Origin of the sequence: Micromonospora zingiberis, assembly GCF_004331455.1 — a bacterium.
In the GTDB taxonomy this organism is placed as follows: Bacteria; Actinomycetota; Actinomycetes; order Mycobacteriales; family Micromonosporaceae; genus Micromonospora; species Micromonospora zingiberis.
The window spans coordinates 75,873-92,832 of the sequence record NZ_SJJR01000017.1 but is presented as its reverse complement, the minus strand read 5'-3'; the positions used below and the strand labels follow the sequence as shown (position 1 = coordinate 92,832).

The 16,960-nt window shown below is 72.3% G+C and carries 18 protein-coding genes and 1 pseudogene; 13 read left to right on the top strand and 6 right to left on the bottom strand.

Going from position 1 to position 16,960, the window contains the following annotated elements; all coding sequences use genetic code 11:
• Window positions 1-20: 20 nt before the first annotated feature.
• The 3 genes from E0H26_RS21960 to E0H26_RS21950 all read left to right on the top strand — a co-directional run bounded on the left by E0H26_RS21960 (window position 21) and on the right by E0H26_RS21950 (window position 3,783).
• Window positions 21-1,274 carry a glycosyltransferase family 4 protein gene (locus E0H26_RS21960; RefSeq protein WP_131306717.1) on the top strand — a complete coding sequence of 418 codons (1,254 nt, stop codon included), beginning with the start codon at window positions 21-23 and terminating at the stop codon, window positions 1,272-1,274.
• An 84-nt stretch (window positions 1,275-1,358) separates the two neighbouring features.
• Window positions 1,359-3,140, top strand: a complete 1,782-nt coding sequence (locus E0H26_RS21955; RefSeq protein WP_131306715.1) for a DUF4012 domain-containing protein — start codon at window positions 1,359-1,361, stop codon at window positions 3,138-3,140.
• 13 nt (window positions 3,141-3,153) lie between these two features.
• A complete protein-coding gene (locus E0H26_RS21950; RefSeq protein WP_131306713.1) occupies window positions 3,154-3,783 on the top strand; it encodes a hypothetical protein in 630 nt (209 codons plus the stop codon).
• 81 nt (window positions 3,784-3,864) lie between these two features.
• Here E0H26_RS21950 and gdhA read toward each other — a convergent pair whose 3' ends face one another.
• Complete coding sequence (gene gdhA, locus E0H26_RS21945) at window positions 3,865-5,202, bottom strand: NADP-specific glutamate dehydrogenase (protein ID WP_131306711.1); 1,338 nt, start codon at window positions 5,200-5,202, stop codon at window positions 3,865-3,867.
• Between the two features lie 221 nt (window positions 5,203-5,423).
• Here gdhA and E0H26_RS21940 point away from each other — a divergent pair, with 221 nt between their 5' ends.
• The 3 genes from E0H26_RS21940 (at window position 5,424) to E0H26_RS21930 (ending at window position 8,136) form a co-directional block, all read left to right on the top strand.
• Window positions 5,424-6,341 (top strand): hypothetical protein, encoded by a 918-nt coding sequence (locus tag E0H26_RS21940; RefSeq protein WP_206025289.1) that lies wholly within the window; start codon window positions 5,424-5,426, stop codon window positions 6,339-6,341.
• Window positions 6,342-6,386: 45 nt separating this feature from the next.
• Complete coding sequence (locus E0H26_RS21935) at window positions 6,387-7,358, top strand: pirin family protein (RefSeq protein WP_131306709.1); 972 nt, start codon at window positions 6,387-6,389, stop codon at window positions 7,356-7,358.
• A gap of 115 nt (window positions 7,359-7,473) precedes the next feature.
• Entirely contained in the window at window positions 7,474-8,136 is a 663-nt protein-coding gene (locus tag E0H26_RS21930) for a hypothetical protein (RefSeq protein ID WP_131306707.1), read from the top strand.
• 291 nt (window positions 8,137-8,427) lie between these two features.
• On the opposite strand, the gene E0H26_RS21925 is transcribed toward E0H26_RS21930, so the two are convergent.
• Window positions 8,428-8,700 (bottom strand): DUF2795 domain-containing protein, encoded by a 273-nt coding sequence (locus E0H26_RS21925; RefSeq protein WP_131306705.1) that lies wholly within the window; start codon window positions 8,698-8,700, stop codon window positions 8,428-8,430.
• Between the two features lie 141 nt (window positions 8,701-8,841).
• On the opposite strand from E0H26_RS21925, the gene E0H26_RS21920 reads away from it, so the two are divergent.
• On the top strand, window positions 8,842-9,252 hold the full coding sequence (locus tag E0H26_RS21920) for a DUF2267 domain-containing protein (RefSeq protein ID WP_131306703.1): 411 nt from the start codon (window positions 8,842-8,844) through the stop codon (window positions 9,250-9,252).
• Window positions 9,253-9,368: 116 nt separating this feature from the next.
• Here E0H26_RS21920 and E0H26_RS21915 read toward each other — a convergent pair whose 3' ends face one another.
• Entirely contained in the window at window positions 9,369-10,535 is a 1,167-nt protein-coding gene (locus E0H26_RS21915; protein WP_131306701.1) for a CaiB/BaiF CoA transferase family protein, read from the bottom strand.
• Window positions 10,536-10,755: 220 nt separating this feature from the next.
• On the opposite strand from E0H26_RS21915, the gene E0H26_RS21910 reads away from it, so the two are divergent.
• The 5 genes from E0H26_RS21910 (at window position 10,756) to E0H26_RS21890 (ending at window position 14,824) form a co-directional block, all read left to right on the top strand.
• Window positions 10,756-11,772, top strand: coding sequence for a TerC/Alx family metal homeostasis membrane protein (locus E0H26_RS21910; protein ID WP_131306699.1), 1,017 nt, complete (start codon window positions 10,756-10,758; stop codon window positions 11,770-11,772).
• Window positions 11,773-11,857: 85 nt separating this feature from the next.
• The gene (locus E0H26_RS21905; protein ID WP_206025295.1) at window positions 11,858-12,448 is read left to right on the top strand and encodes a sulfite oxidase-like oxidoreductase; all 591 of its coding nucleotides are present in this window, start codon (window positions 11,858-11,860) and stop codon (window positions 12,446-12,448) included.
• 8 nt (window positions 12,449-12,456) lie between these two features.
• A complete protein-coding gene (locus tag E0H26_RS21900) occupies window positions 12,457-13,179 on the top strand; it encodes a ferredoxin reductase (protein WP_131306695.1) in 723 nt (240 codons plus the stop codon).
• Window positions 13,180-13,191: 12 nt separating this feature from the next.
• Window positions 13,192-13,473 carry a DUF6510 family protein gene (locus tag E0H26_RS21895; RefSeq protein ID WP_131306693.1) on the top strand — a complete coding sequence of 94 codons (282 nt, stop codon included), beginning with the start codon at window positions 13,192-13,194 and terminating at the stop codon, window positions 13,471-13,473.
• Between the two features lie 49 nt (window positions 13,474-13,522).
• Window positions 13,523-14,824: an NAD(P)/FAD-dependent oxidoreductase gene (locus E0H26_RS21890; RefSeq protein ID WP_131306691.1), complete on the top strand. Its 1,302-nt coding sequence runs from the start codon at window positions 13,523-13,525 to the stop codon at window positions 14,822-14,824.
• Window positions 14,825-14,897: 73 nt separating this feature from the next.
• On the opposite strand, the pseudogene E0H26_RS21885 reads toward E0H26_RS21890, so the two are convergent.
• Window positions 14,898-15,563, bottom strand: a pseudogene (locus tag E0H26_RS21885) (DUF2267 domain-containing protein); the annotation flags it as partial.
• A 199-nt stretch (window positions 15,564-15,762) separates the two neighbouring features.
• Between E0H26_RS21885 and E0H26_RS21880 the strand changes: the two are divergent.
• Window positions 15,763-16,059 (top strand): hypothetical protein, encoded by a 297-nt coding sequence (locus E0H26_RS21880; RefSeq protein WP_131306687.1) that lies wholly within the window; start codon window positions 15,763-15,765, stop codon window positions 16,057-16,059.
• Between the two features lie 72 nt (window positions 16,060-16,131).
• On the opposite strand, the gene E0H26_RS21875 is transcribed toward E0H26_RS21880, so the two are convergent.
• Both E0H26_RS21875 and E0H26_RS21870 read right to left on the bottom strand, forming a co-directional pair.
• Window positions 16,132-16,476 (bottom strand): STAS domain-containing protein, encoded by a 345-nt coding sequence (locus E0H26_RS21875; RefSeq protein ID WP_131306685.1) that lies wholly within the window; start codon window positions 16,474-16,476, stop codon window positions 16,132-16,134.
• Between the two features lie 117 nt (window positions 16,477-16,593).
• Window positions 16,594-16,923: an STAS domain-containing protein gene (locus tag E0H26_RS21870; protein WP_131306683.1), complete on the bottom strand. Its 330-nt coding sequence runs from the start codon at window positions 16,921-16,923 to the stop codon at window positions 16,594-16,596.
• Between the last annotated feature and the right edge of the window lie 37 nt (window positions 16,924-16,960).

Genomic DNA, 16,960 nt, shown 5'->3' with positions numbered 1-16,960 from the left:
GCGGGGGCGGGGGTGTCCCGATGCGGATCGGCATCCTGACGTATCACTTTCCGCCCGAACCCGCGTTCATCCCGGGCAGCCTGGCCGAGGAGTTGGCCGCGCGCGGCCACGAGGTGCGGGTGCTGACCGGCTTTCCCGACTATCCCGGTGGGCACGTCTATCCGGGCTGGCGGCAGCGCTGGCGGCACGAGACCCGCAGCCGGGGACTGACGGTGCGGCGGGTGCCCCGGTACAGCACCGGTGACGGGGGCGTACGGCCGAGGATGGCCTCCTGGCTCTCCTTCGCCGGCAGCGCCGCGCTCGTCGGGCGACGGTATCTCGCCGATGTGGACGTTCTCTACGTGCACCAGCCACCGGCGACGGCGTTCGCCTCGGCGACGCTGCTGCGGCTGCTCGGTCGGGTGCCGGCCGTCCTGCACGTGCCGGACGTGTGGACGGAGCAGGCGCCGGAGGACAGCGACGACGGCAGGTGGGCGGCCCGGGTCCGCGCCGCGATGACCAGGACCTACCGGGCCGCCAGCGCGATCGCGGTGAGCGCGCCGTCGCTGCGTGACGCGGTGGTCGCGGTCGGCGCCGACCCGTCCCGGGTCCGGGTGGTGCTCAACTGGACCGACGAGCGGATCTTCCGGCCGGCGCCGGCCGGTTCCGCCGCGCGCGGGCTGGTCCGCCGTGACGAGCGGTGCGTGGTGATGCACGCCGGCACCATCGGGGTGCGGCAGGGCCTGGAGACAGCGGTACGGGCGGCGGTGGCGCTGGAGAACACCATGGATCTGGTCCTGGTGGGTTCGGGCGCGGACGAGCGGCGGGTGCGGGGGCTCGCCGCCGAGTTGCGCGCCGACAACGTCCGGTTCGTCGACCGACGTTCCCCACTGGACATGCCGGAGCTGTACGCCGCCGCCGACTATCAACTGATCATGCTGCGGGACCTGCCCGCGCTGCGCAGCACCGTGCCGGGCAAGCTCCAGGCGGCGCTGTCCTGCGGTGTGCCGGTGGTGGCCTCCGCCGGCGGCGACACCGCCGCCCTGGTGGAACGGGCCCGGGCGGGACTGTCCTGTCCGCCGGAGGACTGGGCCAGCCTGGCGGACCGGTTCTGGCTCGCCGCGACGATACCCCCGCCCGCTCGGGCCGAGATGGGCCGCCGCGGCCGGGAGGCGTACCTGCGGGACATGTCGTTGCCGGGGGGCGTGGACCGGATCGAGCAGTTGCTGCGGGAGGCGGCGACCGGTGGCCTGCGGCAAAACGGTCAGAGCGAACGACAGCCTCATAACGGCTGAGTAGGGCATTAACGCACCCAAACCAGTCGTCAACTGTTAGAACTATGTGACCGTCTGTCCAAATCGCGGGAAATGAGGTATGGCGTGACGGAGAGTGACAGCTCGCCTCGGCGGAGTCGGTCCCGCCGACGCCGGCGTGCCCGACTGCGTCGCGTCCTGCTCAGCTCACTGGTGGTCGGCTCGTTGCTGCTCGGTGTCGCCGGTTGGGTGGGCTTTCGGGGCTGGCAGGCCCGCGCCCACCTGGTCAATGCCGCCGGGTTGGCCGGTGAGCTGAGTGGACACCTGGTGGGCGGGGACACCGCCCGCGCGCAGCGTACGCTCGCCGCCCTGCAGGAACAGTCGGGCGCGGCCCGCCGTGCCACCGGTGACCCCGGTTGGTGGCTGGGCCGGCAGGTGCCGTACGCCGGCAGCAACCTCTCGGCCGTACGGCAGATCGCCATCGCCATCGACGACCTGGCCCGGCAGGCGTTTCCGGCGCTGTTGCAGGTCGACCTCGGTGGCCTGGTGCCCAGCGAGGGCCGGTTGGACGTGTCCGAACTGCACGCCGTCACCGCCCAGTTGGGCGAGGTGGACGCGACGGTGCGGCGGACCAGGTCGGAGTTGGCCGCCATTCCCGACGACCGGCTGGTCGGCCAGGTCCGGCAGGCGGTGGTCCGGTTGCGTGGCGAGATCGACCGGCTGGCGGAGCTGACCTCGGCAGCGGACCGGGCCAGCCGGCTGTTGCCGCCACTGCTCGGCGCCGACGGCCCGCGCCGGTACCTGCTGGTGTCGCAGAATCCCGCCGAGTTGCGGGCCACCGGCGGCATGTTCGGTGCGTACGCGGTGATCGAGGCGAACAAGGGCCGACTCAAGATGGGGGCGCAGGCCAGCTCGGCGAGTTTCGACGCCTTCACCAAACCGCTGAAGGTGCCGGCGGAGGTGCGTGCCCTCTGGGGCGATCTGCCCGGCATCTATCCCGCCGACGTGAACCTCACGCCACATTTCCCGACGGCTGCCGCGCTGTACCGCGAGATGTACCGGCGCAGCACCGCAGACACCGTCGACGGGGTGCTCGCCGTGGACCCGGTGGCGCTGTCGTACCTGTTGCGGGCGACCGGCCCGGTCCGGGTTCCCTCCGGGGTCGAGCTGACCGCCGACAACGCGGTGAAGGTGCTGCTCAGCGACACCTATCAACGGATGGACCCGGCCGACCAGGACACCTTCTTCGCCGCCGCCTCCGCCGCCGTGTTCGACGCCCTTTTTGCCCGCAAGATAGCCACTAATGGGCTACTTGCCGCTTTTGACCGTTCTGTGCAGGAACGTCGGATATTGTTCTGGAGTGCCCGTCCGGAAGAACAACGAACCTTCGGCGACAGCCGGATGACCGGAATCCTTCCGGAACAGGACGCCGTGCCGACCGTCGGCGTTTTCCTCAACGACGGCAGCGGCGCGAAGCTCGGCTACTACCTGCGGCAGAGCGCGGACCTGACGGTCGGCGACTGCCACGCGGACGGCCGGCGCGAACTGAGCCTGCGGGTGACGTTGCGGTCGACCGCACCTGCGTCCGGGCTCAGCAGGTCGGTCCTCGGCCTGGCCAGGTCAGGAGACCCGTACAGCGTCCGGACCCTGGTCTCGGTGTACGGGCCGGCCGGCGGGGCGGTGCTCGACAGCCGCCTCGACGGGGCCGAAACCGCGGTCGCCACCGGCACCGAACGGCGTCGGCAGGTGGCGACCGTGAACGTCGAGGTCGGCCCGGGTGCACGCAAGACCCTGGAGGTCTCCCTGCTCACCGGCAAGACGGGCAGTGGTGATGCCCAACTGTGGCTGACCCCGACCGCCACCCCATGGACCACCCAAGTTGTCACCGCACCTAGCTGTTCTCAGTAGGAGGGAACGAGACATGCGGATTTCCCGCATCATCATGGCGCTCACGGTCGGACTGGCCGTAGTGGCCGTGCCGGCGGTGGCGGGGGCGGCGCCACAGCCGCCGCCGTCGCCCGGAGTGACCGATCCGCCCCAACCACCGCCGTACCCGCCGGTACTCGCCTCGCTGACGGTGAACCGCCCGACCATCTTCCTGGGCGAGACGGTCGTGCTCACCGGCCGCACCTTCGGGCCGAACGAGACGGTCGACATCACGGTTTCGGTGCAGCCGCTCGCCGCGCCCGCCTTCGGCACCGCCCGCCTCAGCGACGGCAGCACGGTCGCCATGGTGCCGGTGGCCTTCCAGGCCGCGGCACCCAGCAGCTTCACCGCTCGGACGAACGGCAACGGCGTCTTCACCCGCCGGTACACGCCGTCGGTGACGGGCCTGCTCACCTTCACCGCCACCGGGCGGGCGTCGGGCCGCAGCGCCTCGACCGAACTGCGGGTGCTGCCCAAGAAGAAGCCGCACCTGCCGGTCACCGGTAGCAGCCTCGGCACCCCGATGAAGATCGGTGGCGGCCTCGTCGCGGCGGGTGGCGCGATGCTGCTCGGCACGATGCTCTGGCGACGGCGTAACCGGTTCGGAACGGGCAGCGCACGCTGATCCAGCACTCCGGTAACGCCCGTACCACGGCCGGTGCCCGTCGGATTCGTCCGGCGGGCACCGGCCGTCGCCCGGCCCCGATCAGACCAGCCCGTGCGCCAACATCGCCTCGGCCACCCGGCGGAAGCCGTTGATGTTCGCCCCGGCCACGTAGTCACCGGGCAGGCCGTACTCCTCGGCGGTGGCCCAGCACCGGGCGTGGATGTCGCGCATCGTCTCGCGCAACCGTTGCTCGGACTGCGCGAACGTCCACGACTCCCGGCTGGCGTTCTGCTGCATCTCCAGGGCACTCACCGCGACCCCACCGGCGTTCGCCGCCTTGCCGGGCGCGAACCGTACCCCGGCCCGGCCGAGGATGCGTACCGCCTCCGGGGTGGTCGGCATGTTCGCCCCCTCCACCACCGCGACACATCCGCCGGCGACCAGTTGCGCGGCCTCGGCCCCGCCGATCTCGTTCTGCGTCGCACACGGCAGGGCCAGATCGCACGGCACCTCCCAGGGCGTACGGTCCGCGACGACGACCGCGTGCGGCACCTCGCGTACGTAGTCGTCCAGCCGGCTGCGGCGGTGCTCCTTCACCTCGCGCAGCACGTCGAGGTCGATGCCCTTCTCGTCGAGCAGGTAGCCGGCGGAGTCCGAGCAGGCGACCACGGTGCCGCCGAGCTGGTGCACCTTCTCGATCGCGTAACTGGCCACGTTGCCGGAGCCGGAGACCACCACCCGCTTGCCCTGAAGGCTGTCCCCGGTCTGGTGGAGCATCTCCTCGGCGAAGAACACCGCCCCGTAGCCGGTCGCCTCGGTGCGCGCCTGGGCACCCCCGTACGACAGGCCCTTGCCGGTGAGCACCCCCGACTCGTACCGGTTGGTGATCCGCTTGTACTGCCCGAACAGATAGCCGATCTCCCGGCTGCCCACCCCGATGTCGCCGGCCGGCACGTCGGTCTCCGCACCGATATGCCGGTACAGCTCGGTCATGAAGCTCTGGCAGAACCGCATCACCTCACGGTCCGACCGTCCCTTCGGGTCGAAGTCGGCACCGCCCTTGCCGGCACCGATCGGCAGTCCGGTCAGCGCGTTCTTGAAGATCTGCTCGAACCCGAGGAACTTCACGATGCCGAGGTAGACCGACGGGTGGAAGCGCAGTCCGCCCTTGAACGGGCCGAGGGCGCTGTTGAACTCCACCCGGAATCCCCGGTTCACCCGGATCCGGCCGCGGTCGTCCTCCCAGGGCACCCGGAAGATGATCTGCCGCTCCGGTTCGCAGATCCGCTCGATGATCCGGGCGTCGGCGTACTCGGGGTGCCGGGCCAGGGCCGGACCGATGCTCTCCAGCACCTCCCGTACGGCCTGGTGGAACTCGGGTTCCCCCGGATTGCGGGTGACCACACTGGCGTACAGCGACTCGACCGTCTCCGGCATCACCGACACGTCCCTTCCGGTTTCGAGGTGTGGCGTCGTTGCCACCTCTCGCCGTCGCCGCGGCGACGGTGCCCCCGAATACGGGCCGTCACCGCCGTCCGGTTCACCGCCGTGCGGAGACGGCCGATCCGGTGACCGCTCGCATTCGGCGCCACGCTGACTGATCCATCCCGCCCTTCGGTGCGTGTCTGCTGGTAGGGGACCGTGGAAGGGGACGTGGCATGGTCGAGTCGCAGGAGAACGCGAACTGTCCGACAACCCCCGAGCCGGAGTCGACGGGGCCGGACCCGACGCCGCCGGCCGCATCCGACGACGGCTCCGCCGGGCCGACCTGGTCGGTCGGGGCGCGGCTGCTGGCCGCCGCCGCAGTCGTGGTGCTGGGGCTCGGTGCGACCGCCGTGGTGGTGATCCTGTCCGACCCGCACCGGCTCGGCCTGGTCTTCACCGGGGACGGTCCACCGCCGCCGGTCACCGCCGAGCCCGAGGGCACCAGCGGGCTGGGCGGTGCGGCCCGGGCGGCGGCGGAGCGCCCGGAGGAGGTGCGGACCGCGCCGCGGGACGGCCGACAACGCGCCACCTTCGAGCTGGTCGACGGGGTGACCCGGTTCGACCTGCGGCTGGCGGACCTGGGGGAGGAGTTGTACCGGATCACCAGCCCGGCCGAATCCGACGCGCGACCCCGCCCGGAATTGGCCGGCGACCGGCTGCGGCTGCGGCTACCGCGCGACGGGGACGGGCCGGGTGAGGTCGAGGTGCTGCTCAACTCCCGGGTCACCTGGGGGCTGCGGATCACCGGCGGTGCCACCGACCGCCGGCTCGATCTCACCGCCGGCCGGCTGTCCGACCTGGAGTTCGCCGGTGGCGCCACCCGTACCGAGCTGCGGCTGCCCCGGCCCACCGGAGGGCTCGTGGTGCGGGTGACCGGTGGGGTGAACCTCCTCGACGTCACGGTTGTCGGTGGTGCCCCGGTCCGGGTGCGGGCCAACGCGGGGGCCGGGGCGGTGCAGGTGTACGACGAACGACACGGCGGGATGCCCGCCGCGACGGTGGTCGAATCACCGGGCTGGGGTCACTCGGCCGACCGGGTCTTCCTCGACCTCGTCGCCGGGGCACACCTGGTCACCGTACGTCGGGGGTGACGCCAGCCACCGATGACGGATCGGTCCCGGGCGTAGAGTCGGCTCGTGGAGCGTACCGAGTCGATGCCCGCGCAGACCCGGCCGCCCGGGGTGGCGACCACCGATCCCGGCAGTGTCCTGCTGCCGGGCCACGACGTGCCGCTGGGCCGTTACACCACGGTCCGGCGGCTGCTGCCGCAGCGGAGCCGGCGGTTGGTCGGGGCCTGGTGTTTCGTCGACCACTTCGGTCCCGACGACGTCGCGCAGCGTCCGGGCATGGAGGTGCCGCCGCATCCGCACACCGGGCTGCAGACCGTGACCTGGCTGCTCGACGGCGAGATCCTGCACCGGGACAGCCTCGGCAACGTCCAGCCGATCCGTCCCGGCCAGCTGAACGTGATGACCTCCGGCCACGGCATCGCACACTCCGAGCGATCACCGGCCGACCATCCACCGTTGATGCACGGGGTGCAGCTGTGGGTGGCGCTGCCGGACGCGGCCCGGTCCGGCCCGGCCGACTTCGTCCACCACCCGCGACTGCCCCGCTGGCAGGACGGGGAGCTGACGGTGACCCTGCTCGTCGGGGAACTCGGCGGCGAGCGCTCGCCCGCCCGGGTGTACACCCCGCTGGTCGGCGCGCAGTTGGAGCTGGCCGGCGCCGGACCGGTCGGACTGCCGCTGCGGTCCGACTTCGAGTACGCGCTGCTGGCGCTCGACGGCAGCGCCGAGGTCGACGGCGTACGGGTGGCGCCGGGGGCCCTGCTCTGGCTCGGCGCCGGACGCACCGAGTTCACCGCGCGGGGCGAGCCGGGCAGTCGGCTGATGCTGCTCGGCGGCACCGCCTTCGAGGAGCCGCTGGTGATGTGGTGGAACTTCGTCGGTCGCCACCACGAGGAGATCGTGGCCGCCCGCGAGGACTGGATGGCGGGGCGGCGGTTCGGCACCGTCGCCGCCGATCCCGATCCGCCGTTGCCCGCGCCGGCCCTGCCGACGGTCCGGCTCAAGGCCCGGGACCGGGCCGGCGGCTGGCGGGACTGAGCGCGGCGCCCGGTGCGCCGTCCCGCGCCGCGTGCCGGGCGCCGCGTGCCGGGTGGCAGGTGGTGCGTGGGCGTGACCGAAGGCGTGACCGGCTCGGGCGCGGGTAGTAGCCGGCATGGCAACGGTGACTTCCACCATCGAGGACAAGAAGCGTCTGGCGCGCCGGCTGGCCGGCAGCGGCCGAGGGTTCGCCGAGCAGTACGGCTTCCGGGTCACCAACAATCCGTCCAGCCTGTTCCAGCTGCTCTGTCTCGCGGTCCTGCTGGCCCGCCGGGGAGACTTCCGGCGGGCCCTGGACAGCGCGCACGCGCTGCCGGACGCCGGCTGGGACAGCGCCGGCCGGTTGGCTCGCGCACTGCACGGCGACCGGGCCCGGGTGCTACGCGACAGCGGGCAACGGGGTGACGTCGAGGCGCTCGCCGACCTGCTCGGCGACCTGGCCCGTACCGTGGTCGAGCGGTACCGGGGCGACCTGCGGCGGCTGCGGTCCACCGCCGGCTACGACCCGGCCCGCGAGCGGGCGCTGCTCACCGCGCTGCCCGGCGTGGACGCACAGGTCGCCGACCTGTTCCTGCGCGAGGTGCAGGCGCTGTGGGGCGAGGTGGCCCCGGTGGCCGACCGGCGGGCGCTCGCGGCGGCCCGCCGGCTGGGACTGGGCCGTTCCGCCGCGGACCTTGCCGGGTTGGCCGGCGGTGGCGAGTCGGAACGTCTGGCCTGGTTGGTCGGGGCGCTCGCCCGCATCGATCTTGAGCGCCGGTACGCCGAACTCGCAGGTTGAGATGTTTGTCGACCACCCACTGGCCGTTCGGCTGATGCCGTGCAGTATGCTGATCGCGGTAACAGCGGTCGCCCGGTTCGGGCGGCTGTGGGCCGCCTGTGGTTCCACCCGTTCCGGGTGGGCACCGCAGGGCAGGTGGTTACCCAGGGGCGCCTCCGGTCGCGGTTCGCGGCTGGGGCGCCCTCCTGGGCCGCGCGGCGGCCCGCCTCCTTATCCAGCCCTCGGCCCACCGGTCCGTCGGCACCTGGCAGCGACGACCGGGACGCCGCGTGCCTCGTCCCGGTCGTCGGTTCAGATGCTGCGCAGGTGCTGGGACACCCGCTGGTGACGCTTGTCCCGGCCAGCGGCGCCCCGCTGCGCGTCATCGACCTCGGGGGCCGCCTCGATGCCGGCCGACCGGGCCACCTCCGCGCCGTTGGCGTAGTCGACCGGCGGCAGCGCCCGCAGGGCGCGCAGCACGTCCGGCGGGGCTCCCTCCCGTTCGGCCTCGCGGATCACGTCGTCCTTCTCGGCGGGGTAGTCCAGGCTGGACAGGTAGTGCAGTACCTCGGCGTAACTCGCCATGCTGTCGGCTCCTCCCGGCTTCGATCCGCCACGACCGGGCGCGGTTACCCAGCCGCGCGCCGGTCACGCGCCCGGGGCCGGAAAACCGGCCGTCGTTTCCGGCCCCTCGCGGCGGGTAACCGCCGGAGGAGGGGGTACGCGATGAACTACGACACGTTCGTCGACCAGGTCGCCCAGCGCACCGGCACGTCCTCGCAGCGGGCGGTGGAACTGATCCGCGCCACGTTGCGGACGCTCGCCGAACGGTTGACCGGCGGCGAGGTGATGGATCTGGCCCTGCAACTGCCCGAGCCACTGCGCCTGCCGCTGCGACCGACACCCGACACCGAGGCGGCACAGCGCTTCGGTGCCGCCGAGTTCGTCGCCCGGGTGGCGGTACGGGCGGGAGTCGAGGAGCCGGCGGCCCGGGACGTGGTCGGCGCGGTGTTCACCACGATCCGCGAGGCGGTGACCGGCGGGGAGTTCGACGAGCTGGTGGTGCAACTGCCCCGCGACTACCGCGACATGGTCGAGCCGGCGATGGCCCCCGGCGCCACGCTTCGCCGCCGCTGAGCCGGGCGCGGCGCCGCGTTGCGATCGAGCACCGGTGTCGGGGTCGAGCCCGGTGTCGGGGTCGAGCCGGCGCCGCATCGAGCCCGGCGGCGAGGTCGAGCCGGGGTCGAGCGGCGTCAGCCGACGGTGCCGGCGGCCCGCAGCCGCGCCACCCGGTCGGCCGGATAGCCGATCTCGGTGAGCACCTCGTCGGTGTGTTCGCCCGGCCACGGCGGTGGTCGACGTAGCGACGTCGGGGTGCCGGAGAACCGGGGGGCCGGTGCCGGTTGCACCACGCCGTCGCGATCCACAAAGGTCCCTCGCGCGGCCAACTGCGGGTGCTCCGGTGCCTCCCGCCAGTCCAGCACCGGTGCCAGGCAGGAGTCGGAGGCGGTGAGCAGGGCCGCCCACTCGTCCCGGGTGCGGGTGCGGAACAGGCGCGCCCAGGCCGCGCGCAGCGCGGGCCAGTTCGCCGGGTCGGTGCGGTCGGGCGCCTCGTCCGGCGGCAGCGGGAATCCGGTACGCCGGACCAGCTCGTCGTAGAACTTCGGCTCCAGCGCGCCGACGGCGACGTACCGGCCGTCGGCGCACTCGTACGTGTCGTAGAACGGGGCGCCACCGTCGAGCAGGTTCACCCCGCGCGCGTCCTGCCACCGGCCGAGCTGCCGTAGCGCGTGGATCTGGGTGCTGAGCACCGCGACCCCGTCCACGATGGCCGCGTCGACCACCTGGCCGGCGGCGCCGCCACGCACCGCGTACAGCGCGGAGACGACCCCCAGGGCCAGCATCATCGCGCCGCCACCGAAGTCACCCAGCAGGTTGAGCGGGGGCACGGGTGCTTGTCCGGCCCGTCCGATGCCGTGCAGGGCGCCGGTCAGCGCCAGGTAGTCGATGTCGTGCCCGGCGTACGGCGCGTGCGGGCCGTCCTGCCCCCATCCGGTCATCCGGCCGTAGACCAGCCGTGGGTTGACCGTCTGGCAGTCGGCCGGGCCGAGGCCGAGCCGCTCGGTCACCCCGGGCCGGAAGCCCTCGATCAGCGCGTCGGCGTCGCCGACCAGGGCCAGTGCCACCTCCCGACCGTCGGCCGACTTGAGGTCCACCGCGATCGACCGGCGACCCCGGTTGAGCAGATCCGGATGCGGGGTGCCGAAGCAGGTCGGGTCCACCGCGCCGACCCGGTCCACCCTGATCACGTCGGCACCGAGATCGGCGAGCATCATCGCGGCGAACGGGCCGGGACCGATGCCGGCCAGCTCGACCACGCGTACGCCGGTCAATGGGCCGGTCGCCTGCTCTGCGGTCATCTCGGCCACGATAGGTGTTCGCGTCCGTGACGGTAAGAGTCGACTGGCGTGCCCCGCCTGGCGTGCCGGTACGGGCTGGCCTAATCTTGTCGGCACGAGGGGAGTACTTCCCACGAACCATACCGGTCAGTACGGCGTGCCCCGGGTGCGCCTCGGGTGGTTGCCCACGAAATGTGGGTGAAGGAGACCTCGAACATGCCACGGTGTTCGAGGAGGCTCCATGTCCGATTTGTCGTACGTAGCTGCCGGTTTCCAAACCATTGGCACCCCGTCGCTCTGGGCGATCACCATCGTCGGGGTGCTTGCGCTGCTGGTGCTCGACTTCGTGGTCACCCGGCGCCCGCACGAGGTCTCGCTGAAGGAGGCACTCGGCTGGTCGGCGTTCTACATAGCGTTGCCGCTGGCCTTCGGCGCCTGGGTCTGGTCCCGGTACGGGCGCCAGGAGGGCATCGACTACCTCGCCGGTTACCTGGTGGAGAAGTCGCTGTCGGTCGACAACCTTTTCGTCTTCATGCTGCTGCTGGCCGCCTTCGCGGTGCCGAGCGTGCTGGCCCAGCGGGTGTTGCTGTTCGGCATCACCGGCGCGCTGGTGCTGCGCGGCATCTTCATCGCCCTCGGTGCGGCGGCGTTGCAGACCCTCGACTTCGCCTTCCTGATCTTCGCGCTGATCCTGCTGTTCACCGCGGCCAAACTCCTGCGCGACGCCTTCACCGGCCACGAGCAGACCGTCGACATCGCCAACATGCGCTCGGTACGCCTGCTGCGCCGGTTCATGCCGGTGGTCAACGAGTACCACGGCACCAAGATGACCGTCCGGGTCGACGGCCGGCGGGCGCTGACCCCGCTCGCCCTGGTGGTGGTGGCGGTCCTCGCCACCGACGTGGTCTTCGCCGTGGACTCGGTACCGGCCGTCTACGGCATCACCGAGGACCCGTACCTCGTCTTCGCCACCAACGCCTTCGCGCTGCTCGGCCTGCGGGCGCTGTACTTCGTGCTGCACGCGGCGCTGAGCCGGCTGGTGCACCTCACCTACGGCCTGGCGATCATCCTGGCCTTCATCGGTGTCAAGCTCGGCCTGCACTGGGCGCACGGCATCTGGGCGGGCGTCCCGGTGATCCCCACCGAGATCTCCCTCCTGGTCATCATCGCCGTGCTGACCATCGTCACCATCACCAGCCTGCGGGCCACCCGCAACGTCGTGCCCGGTTCGAAGGAGGTCGTCACCGAACGACGGTGACGAGGACGCCGGCCCGCCGTCAGCGGCGGGCCGGCGAACGTGTCCGGCACCGCGCCGGACGTGGTACGACTTAGCGGTGGCAATCATCACGCCGGGCTTCTCGGGCCGGCCGCGCTCCGGAGCGCCGGACCTGCCGCCCGGGCAGTACCTGACTCCGGACTTTCCGGTCCTCTCCGCCGGCCCGACGCCGAAGGTGTCGCGGGACACCTGGGAGTTCGTCATCACCAGCGAGACCGGCACGGAATACCGGTGGAGCTGGGACGAGATGATGGGACTGCCCCAGGAGACCCCGACCGTCGACATCCACTGTGTCACCCGATGGTCGAAGCTCGGCACCAACTGGCAGGGGGTGTCCCTGGACACCCTGCTCGACGGGGTGGACACGGCGGCGGACTACGCGCTGGCGCACTCCTACGGCGGCTACACCACCAACCTGCCCCTGGACGACCTGCGCGACGGGCAGGCCTGGCTGGTGCACACCTACGACGGTGCCGAACTCCCCGCCGAACACGGTGGTCCGGCGCGGCTGCTGGTGCCGCACCTCTACTTCTGGAAGTCCGCCAAGTGGGTGCGCGGCATCCACCTGGGCATCGAGGACACTCCCGGCTTCTGGGAGACCGCCGGCTACCACGACTACGGTGACCCGTGGCGCGAGCAGCGGTACCAGGGCGATTGAGCGGGCGGATGCGCTGGCAGCCGGCCCGGCTGGTGAGCCGCCGGGTCGAGACACCGACCGCGCAGACCCTGGTGCTCGAGGTGCCGGGCTGGCCCGCCCACCTGCCCGGCCAGCACGTCGACCTCCGGCTCACCGCACCCGACGGCTACCAGGCCGCCCGGTCGTACTCGTTGGCCGGGCCCGCCGACGGCGACCGGATCGAGGTGACCGTGCAGCGGGTGCCCGACGGCGAGGTGTCGCCGTTCCTGGTGGACAACTACCAGGTGGGTGACCCGGTCGAGGTGCGCGGACCGCTCGGCGGCTGGTTCATCTGGCGACCGCAGCAGACCGACCCGGTGCTGCTGGTGGCCGGCGGGTCGGGTGTGGTGCCACTGATGGCCATGGTCCGGGCCCGCCGGGCGACGGGTAGCCGGGTGCCGTTCCGGTTGATCTACTCCGTCCGCACCCCCGGCGACGTGTTCTACACCGAGGAACTGCGCCACCGGGTCCGCGACGACGCCGGCCTCGACGTGGCGTACGTCTACACCCGCGAGGCACCGCCGGACTGGCGCGGCGAGCCGCACCGGATCGGCCTGGCCGACGTGAACACCCACGGCTGGCCGCCGGAACTGGAACCCCTGGTGTACGTCTGCGGCCCCACCGGCTTCGTGGAGACCGTCGCCGACCTGCTCGTCGGGCTGGGACATCCGGCCCGACGGGTGCGTACCGAACGTTTCGGCCCGACCGGCTGAGAGGAGCCGCGGATGACCGCGCTGCCGTACGTGGACGGCAACATGCTCGACGGCCCGCTGGGGGAGGTGTTCGCGGTGGACCTGAGCACGGCCATCGGTCGGTGCGCCCACTGCGGCACCACCGGTCCGGTGGCCGGGCTGCGGGTCTACTCGCACGCGCCCGGACTGGTGGCGCGCTGCCCGACCTGTGCCGAGGTGATGTTGCGACTGGTCCGCGCCCCGGACCGGGCGTGGCTGGACCTGGGCGGGACCACCTACCTGGAGTTGCCGATGCCACCGTCGGTCGGGGGGTAACCGGGCCGGGTCGACGTTTGTCCCGGCCAGCGGCGGGAACCGGGCCGGAATGACGAAACCTCGTGTGGTGATCGTGGGGGCCGGGTTCGCCGGTTACCACGCGGCGAAGACGCTGAGTCGGCTGGCCCGGGACCGGGCCGAGATCGTCCTGCTGAACTCGACCGACTACTTCCTCTACCTGCCACTGCTGCCGGAGGTGGCGGCGGGCGTGGTGGAACCCGGCCGGATCGCCGTGCCGTTGACCGGCACGCTGGACGGCGTCCGCGTGGTCATCGGTGAGGCCGACCATGTCGACCTACAGAACCGCTGGGTGGGCTTCACCCAACCCGAGGGGGAGCACAACCGGCTGGCGTACGACCGACTGGTCCTCGCCGTCGGCAGCGTCAACAAGCTGCTCCCCATCCCGGGGGTGACCGAGTACGCGCACGGCTTCCGAGGCCTGCCCGAGGCGTTGTACCTGCACGACCACGTGGTTCGGCAGGTCGAACTGGCCGAGCAGGCGACGGACCCGGCCGAGCAGCAGGCCCGGGCCACGTTCGTGGTGGTCGGTGCCGGTTACACCGGAACCGAGGTGGCCGCGCACGGCCAGCTCTTCACCGACGCGCTGGCCGCCCAGCGTCCCCGGCTGAAGATCCGGCCCAAGTGGATGTTGCTGGACGTCGCGCCACGGGTGCTGCCCGAGTTGGACCAGCGGATGTCGAAGACCGCTGACCGGGTGCTGCGCCGCCGCGGGGTGGATGTGCGGATGGGCACCTCCGTGGCGGTGGCCACCGCCGACGGGGTCAAGCTCACCGACGGGGAGTACGTGCCCACCTGCTCGCTGATCTGGTGTGTCGGCGTACGCCCCGACCCGTTCGTGGCGCAGTTGGGCCTTCGTACCGAGAAGGGTCGGCTGGTCGTCGACGAGTACCTCAACGTCCCCGGATTCCCCGAGGTGTACGCCTGCGGCGATGCCGCCGCCGTACCCGACCTGACCCGGCCCGGCGAGATCTGCACCATGACCGCCCAGCACGCGCAGCGGCAGGGCAAGCTCGCCGCGCACAACATCGCCGCCTCGTACGGCCAGGGCCGTCGCCGCCCGTACAAGCACCACGACCTGGGCTGGGTGGTCGACCTGGGCGGCAAGCAGGCCGCCGCGAACCCGCTCAAGGTGCCGCTGTCCGGCCTGCCGGCGAAGGCGGTCACCCGGGGCTACCACCTGCTGGCGATGCCCGGCAACCGGGCCCGGGTGAGCGCCGACTGGGTCCTCGACGCGGCGCTGCCCCGGCCGGCGGCGCAACTGGGCCTCATCCCGGCCAACGCGGTGCCGCTGGAGAGCACCTCGCCGGAGATCCCGGCCCGGGCACGCTGACGACGCGACCCGGCGGCGGATGGGTGCGGGTCGGCGGGCGGGTGCCCACCGACCCTCGGCGCGGCCGTGGTCAGGTCGGCCCGGCGGATGCGGGGCCGGCGGGCGGTGGGTTCAGCAGTTCCCGGAGTTCGCCCGGCACGTGCAGCGACTCGATCAGGTCGCCATCGCGTTCGGCGAGCGCCGCCAGGGTCGCCTCGGCCTGGTAGCGGGCCTGCTCGGGGCTGCGACCGCTGATCCGCCCCACCTCGGACAGGAAGCCGGGCAGGTCCTGGTGCCGTTCGATGCCGTCGACCGGCACGACGTCGTGCAGCGAGGTCGGCACGGCCTCCAGCAGGCGCCTGCGCTCGGCCGTGCCGAGGGCCCAGGCCAGCACGAGCACCGTCGACTCCACGCCCACCTTCGCGGTACGGAAGTCGACGCCCGCGCGTCGGCTGACGTCCTCGACGAGATCCTGGTAGCCCACTGTGATGATCCCCGGCTCCGGCCCGCCCTGCTCGGGGCGAGAGCGGGGGGTCGCCGGGGCACCAGCCGGCCGCGGCGCGGGACCACCTCGGGTGGCACCCGGTTTGTGACGTTTCCCGGCTGGCGGTGGGCCGGCGCGTTTGCCCTGTTCGAGGTGGGTGAGCTGCTTCGACGCACTCAGGCTGGCGCCCTCGTCGGCGGCCTGCCGGCCACGCTCGCGGGCCTGCCGGGCCAACGTACGTCGACGCTGGTTGTCGCCCTCCATCTGCTTGCGCATGGTGACACCTCGCTTCCGCTGGTGTTCCCTGGCCTCGTCGGTCGCCTTCCCGCCGCTACGGGGCACGAAACGACGGGTCCGGACCCCGGGCGGGGCCGTCGATGCCGCTTCATCCGGGCGGGGTGAGGGCCGCTCACCCGACTGGCACCGACGATCGCAGTGGACCGGAGAATCTTTCGAGGCGGAAGGGCAGGTCGTGATGAAGCGGATTGTCGAGATCGTCCCCGCCCGGCCCGGCTGGTACGCCCGCTGGCGCCTGGCCGCCGAGAACACCCGCTGCTATCCGGTGAGCCTGTGGGCGCTGCTGGAGGAGGCCGACGGCACCGGACGTGAGGTGATCGGGGTCGACTGCGCCGGACAGTGGCCCGGAGCCGACGACGGGACGGACGCGGAGTTTGTCCGCTACCTGTTTAAGACGCCCGATTCCGGACCGCCCGACGACGCGGAGCCGATGCCCGGGCACCGCCGGGCCGGCCTCGCCGCTCCGGCACCCTGAGCCATCCTCCGGTCCCCGACCCCTGGTCCCAGGGTCGGGGACCATCCCCCCGACCCGTGGCCGACGACCCGCTCAGCCCACCGCCTGCACGTCGTCGTCGGTGGCCGCCGGCACTTCCAGCAGCTCGGCCAGGCCGGTGCGGTCCAGCAGTTGGCGCAGGGTCGGGTTGACGCCGGTCAACCGGATCGGGGCCGAGCTGCCCCGGTGAGCCACCACGAAGGCGCTCAGGCCCGAAGAATCACACAGGCCCACCCCGGCCAGGTCGATGACGAGCTGCTGGTAGCCATCACGGCGCAACTCCTCGACGGCGGCGATCAGCTCCGGAGCGCTGTCGAAATCCAGGTCACCGGTGAGCCGCAGCTCCGCACGTCCGACCTCGAACCGGCTGACCTCGATTGTCAACAGCTGGGAGGACATGCCCCCATGGTCCCAGCCCGGGGCGGGGACGCAAGTCGCGGGGTCGGCGATTCGCTGCCGACGCCAAAAACTTGAGCCGGCGGGCGGCGGCATCTCGGGTCGGGATGACCGAGCCGCTCAGGCGGTGGCCGTGGGCTGCCCGTCCGGCCCGGTGGTGACCGGCCCGTCGCCGCTGACCGGGCGGGCGAGCAGGCCGGTCACGCCGGTCATGTCGAGGATGGTCTCCAGGAACCGGGGCACCGCGCACAGTCGCAGCGTGACGCCCTCCTGCTGCCCCGCGCGCCAGGCGTGCACGATGACGCTGAGCCCGGTGCTGTCGATGAACTGCAGGTCGGCGAAGTCGAGCACGAGGACCGCCGGGCCGGCGCGCAGCTCCCGGTCGACCTCGGTACGCAGCGGACTCGCCGTGGTGTAGGCGAGATCCCCACCCACCCGGATCACCGGCATGTCGGGATCGGACCGGTCGACGGAAACGCTCAGCGGC

Excerpts from the sequence above, each read along its gene's own strand:
- E0H26_RS21960 (WP_131306717.1), top strand. The coding sequence starts at position 21 with ATGCGGATCGGCATCCTGACGTATCACTTTCCGCCCGAACCCGCGTTC.
- E0H26_RS21950 (WP_131306713.1), top strand. The coding sequence starts at position 3,154 with ATGCGGATTTCCCGCATCATCATGGCGCTCACGGTCGGACTGGCCGTA.
- gdhA (WP_131306711.1), bottom strand. The coding sequence starts at position 5,202 with ATGCCGGAGACGGTCGAGTCGCTGTACGCCAGTGTGGTCACCCGCAAT.
- E0H26_RS21940 (WP_206025289.1), top strand. The coding sequence starts at position 5,424 with ATGGTCGAGTCGCAGGAGAACGCGAACTGTCCGACAACCCCCGAGCCG.
- E0H26_RS21930 (WP_131306707.1), top strand. The coding sequence starts at position 7,474 with ATGGCAACGGTGACTTCCACCATCGAGGACAAGAAGCGTCTGGCGCGC.
- E0H26_RS21925 (WP_131306705.1), bottom strand. The coding sequence starts at position 8,700 with ATGGCGAGTTACGCCGAGGTACTGCACTACCTGTCCAGCCTGGACTAC.
- E0H26_RS21920 (WP_131306703.1), top strand. The coding sequence starts at position 8,842 with ATGAACTACGACACGTTCGTCGACCAGGTCGCCCAGCGCACCGGCACG.
- E0H26_RS21915 (WP_131306701.1), bottom strand. The coding sequence starts at position 10,535 with ATGACCGCAGAGCAGGCGACCGGCCCATTGACCGGCGTACGCGTGGTC.
- E0H26_RS21910 (WP_131306699.1), top strand. The coding sequence starts at position 10,756 with ATGTCCGATTTGTCGTACGTAGCTGCCGGTTTCCAAACCATTGGCACC.
- E0H26_RS21900 (WP_131306695.1), top strand. The coding sequence starts at position 12,457 with ATGCGCTGGCAGCCGGCCCGGCTGGTGAGCCGCCGGGTCGAGACACCG.
- E0H26_RS21895 (WP_131306693.1), top strand. The coding sequence starts at position 13,192 with ATGACCGCGCTGCCGTACGTGGACGGCAACATGCTCGACGGCCCGCTG.
- E0H26_RS21890 (WP_131306691.1), top strand. The coding sequence starts at position 13,523 with ATGACGAAACCTCGTGTGGTGATCGTGGGGGCCGGGTTCGCCGGTTAC.
- E0H26_RS21880 (WP_131306687.1), top strand. The coding sequence starts at position 15,763 with ATGAAGCGGATTGTCGAGATCGTCCCCGCCCGGCCCGGCTGGTACGCC.
- E0H26_RS21875 (WP_131306685.1), bottom strand. The coding sequence starts at position 16,476 with ATGTCCTCCCAGCTGTTGACAATCGAGGTCAGCCGGTTCGAGGTCGGA.
- E0H26_RS21870 (WP_131306683.1), bottom strand. The coding sequence starts at position 16,923 with ATGCCGGTGATCCGGGTGGGTGGGGATCTCGCCTACACCACGGCGAGT.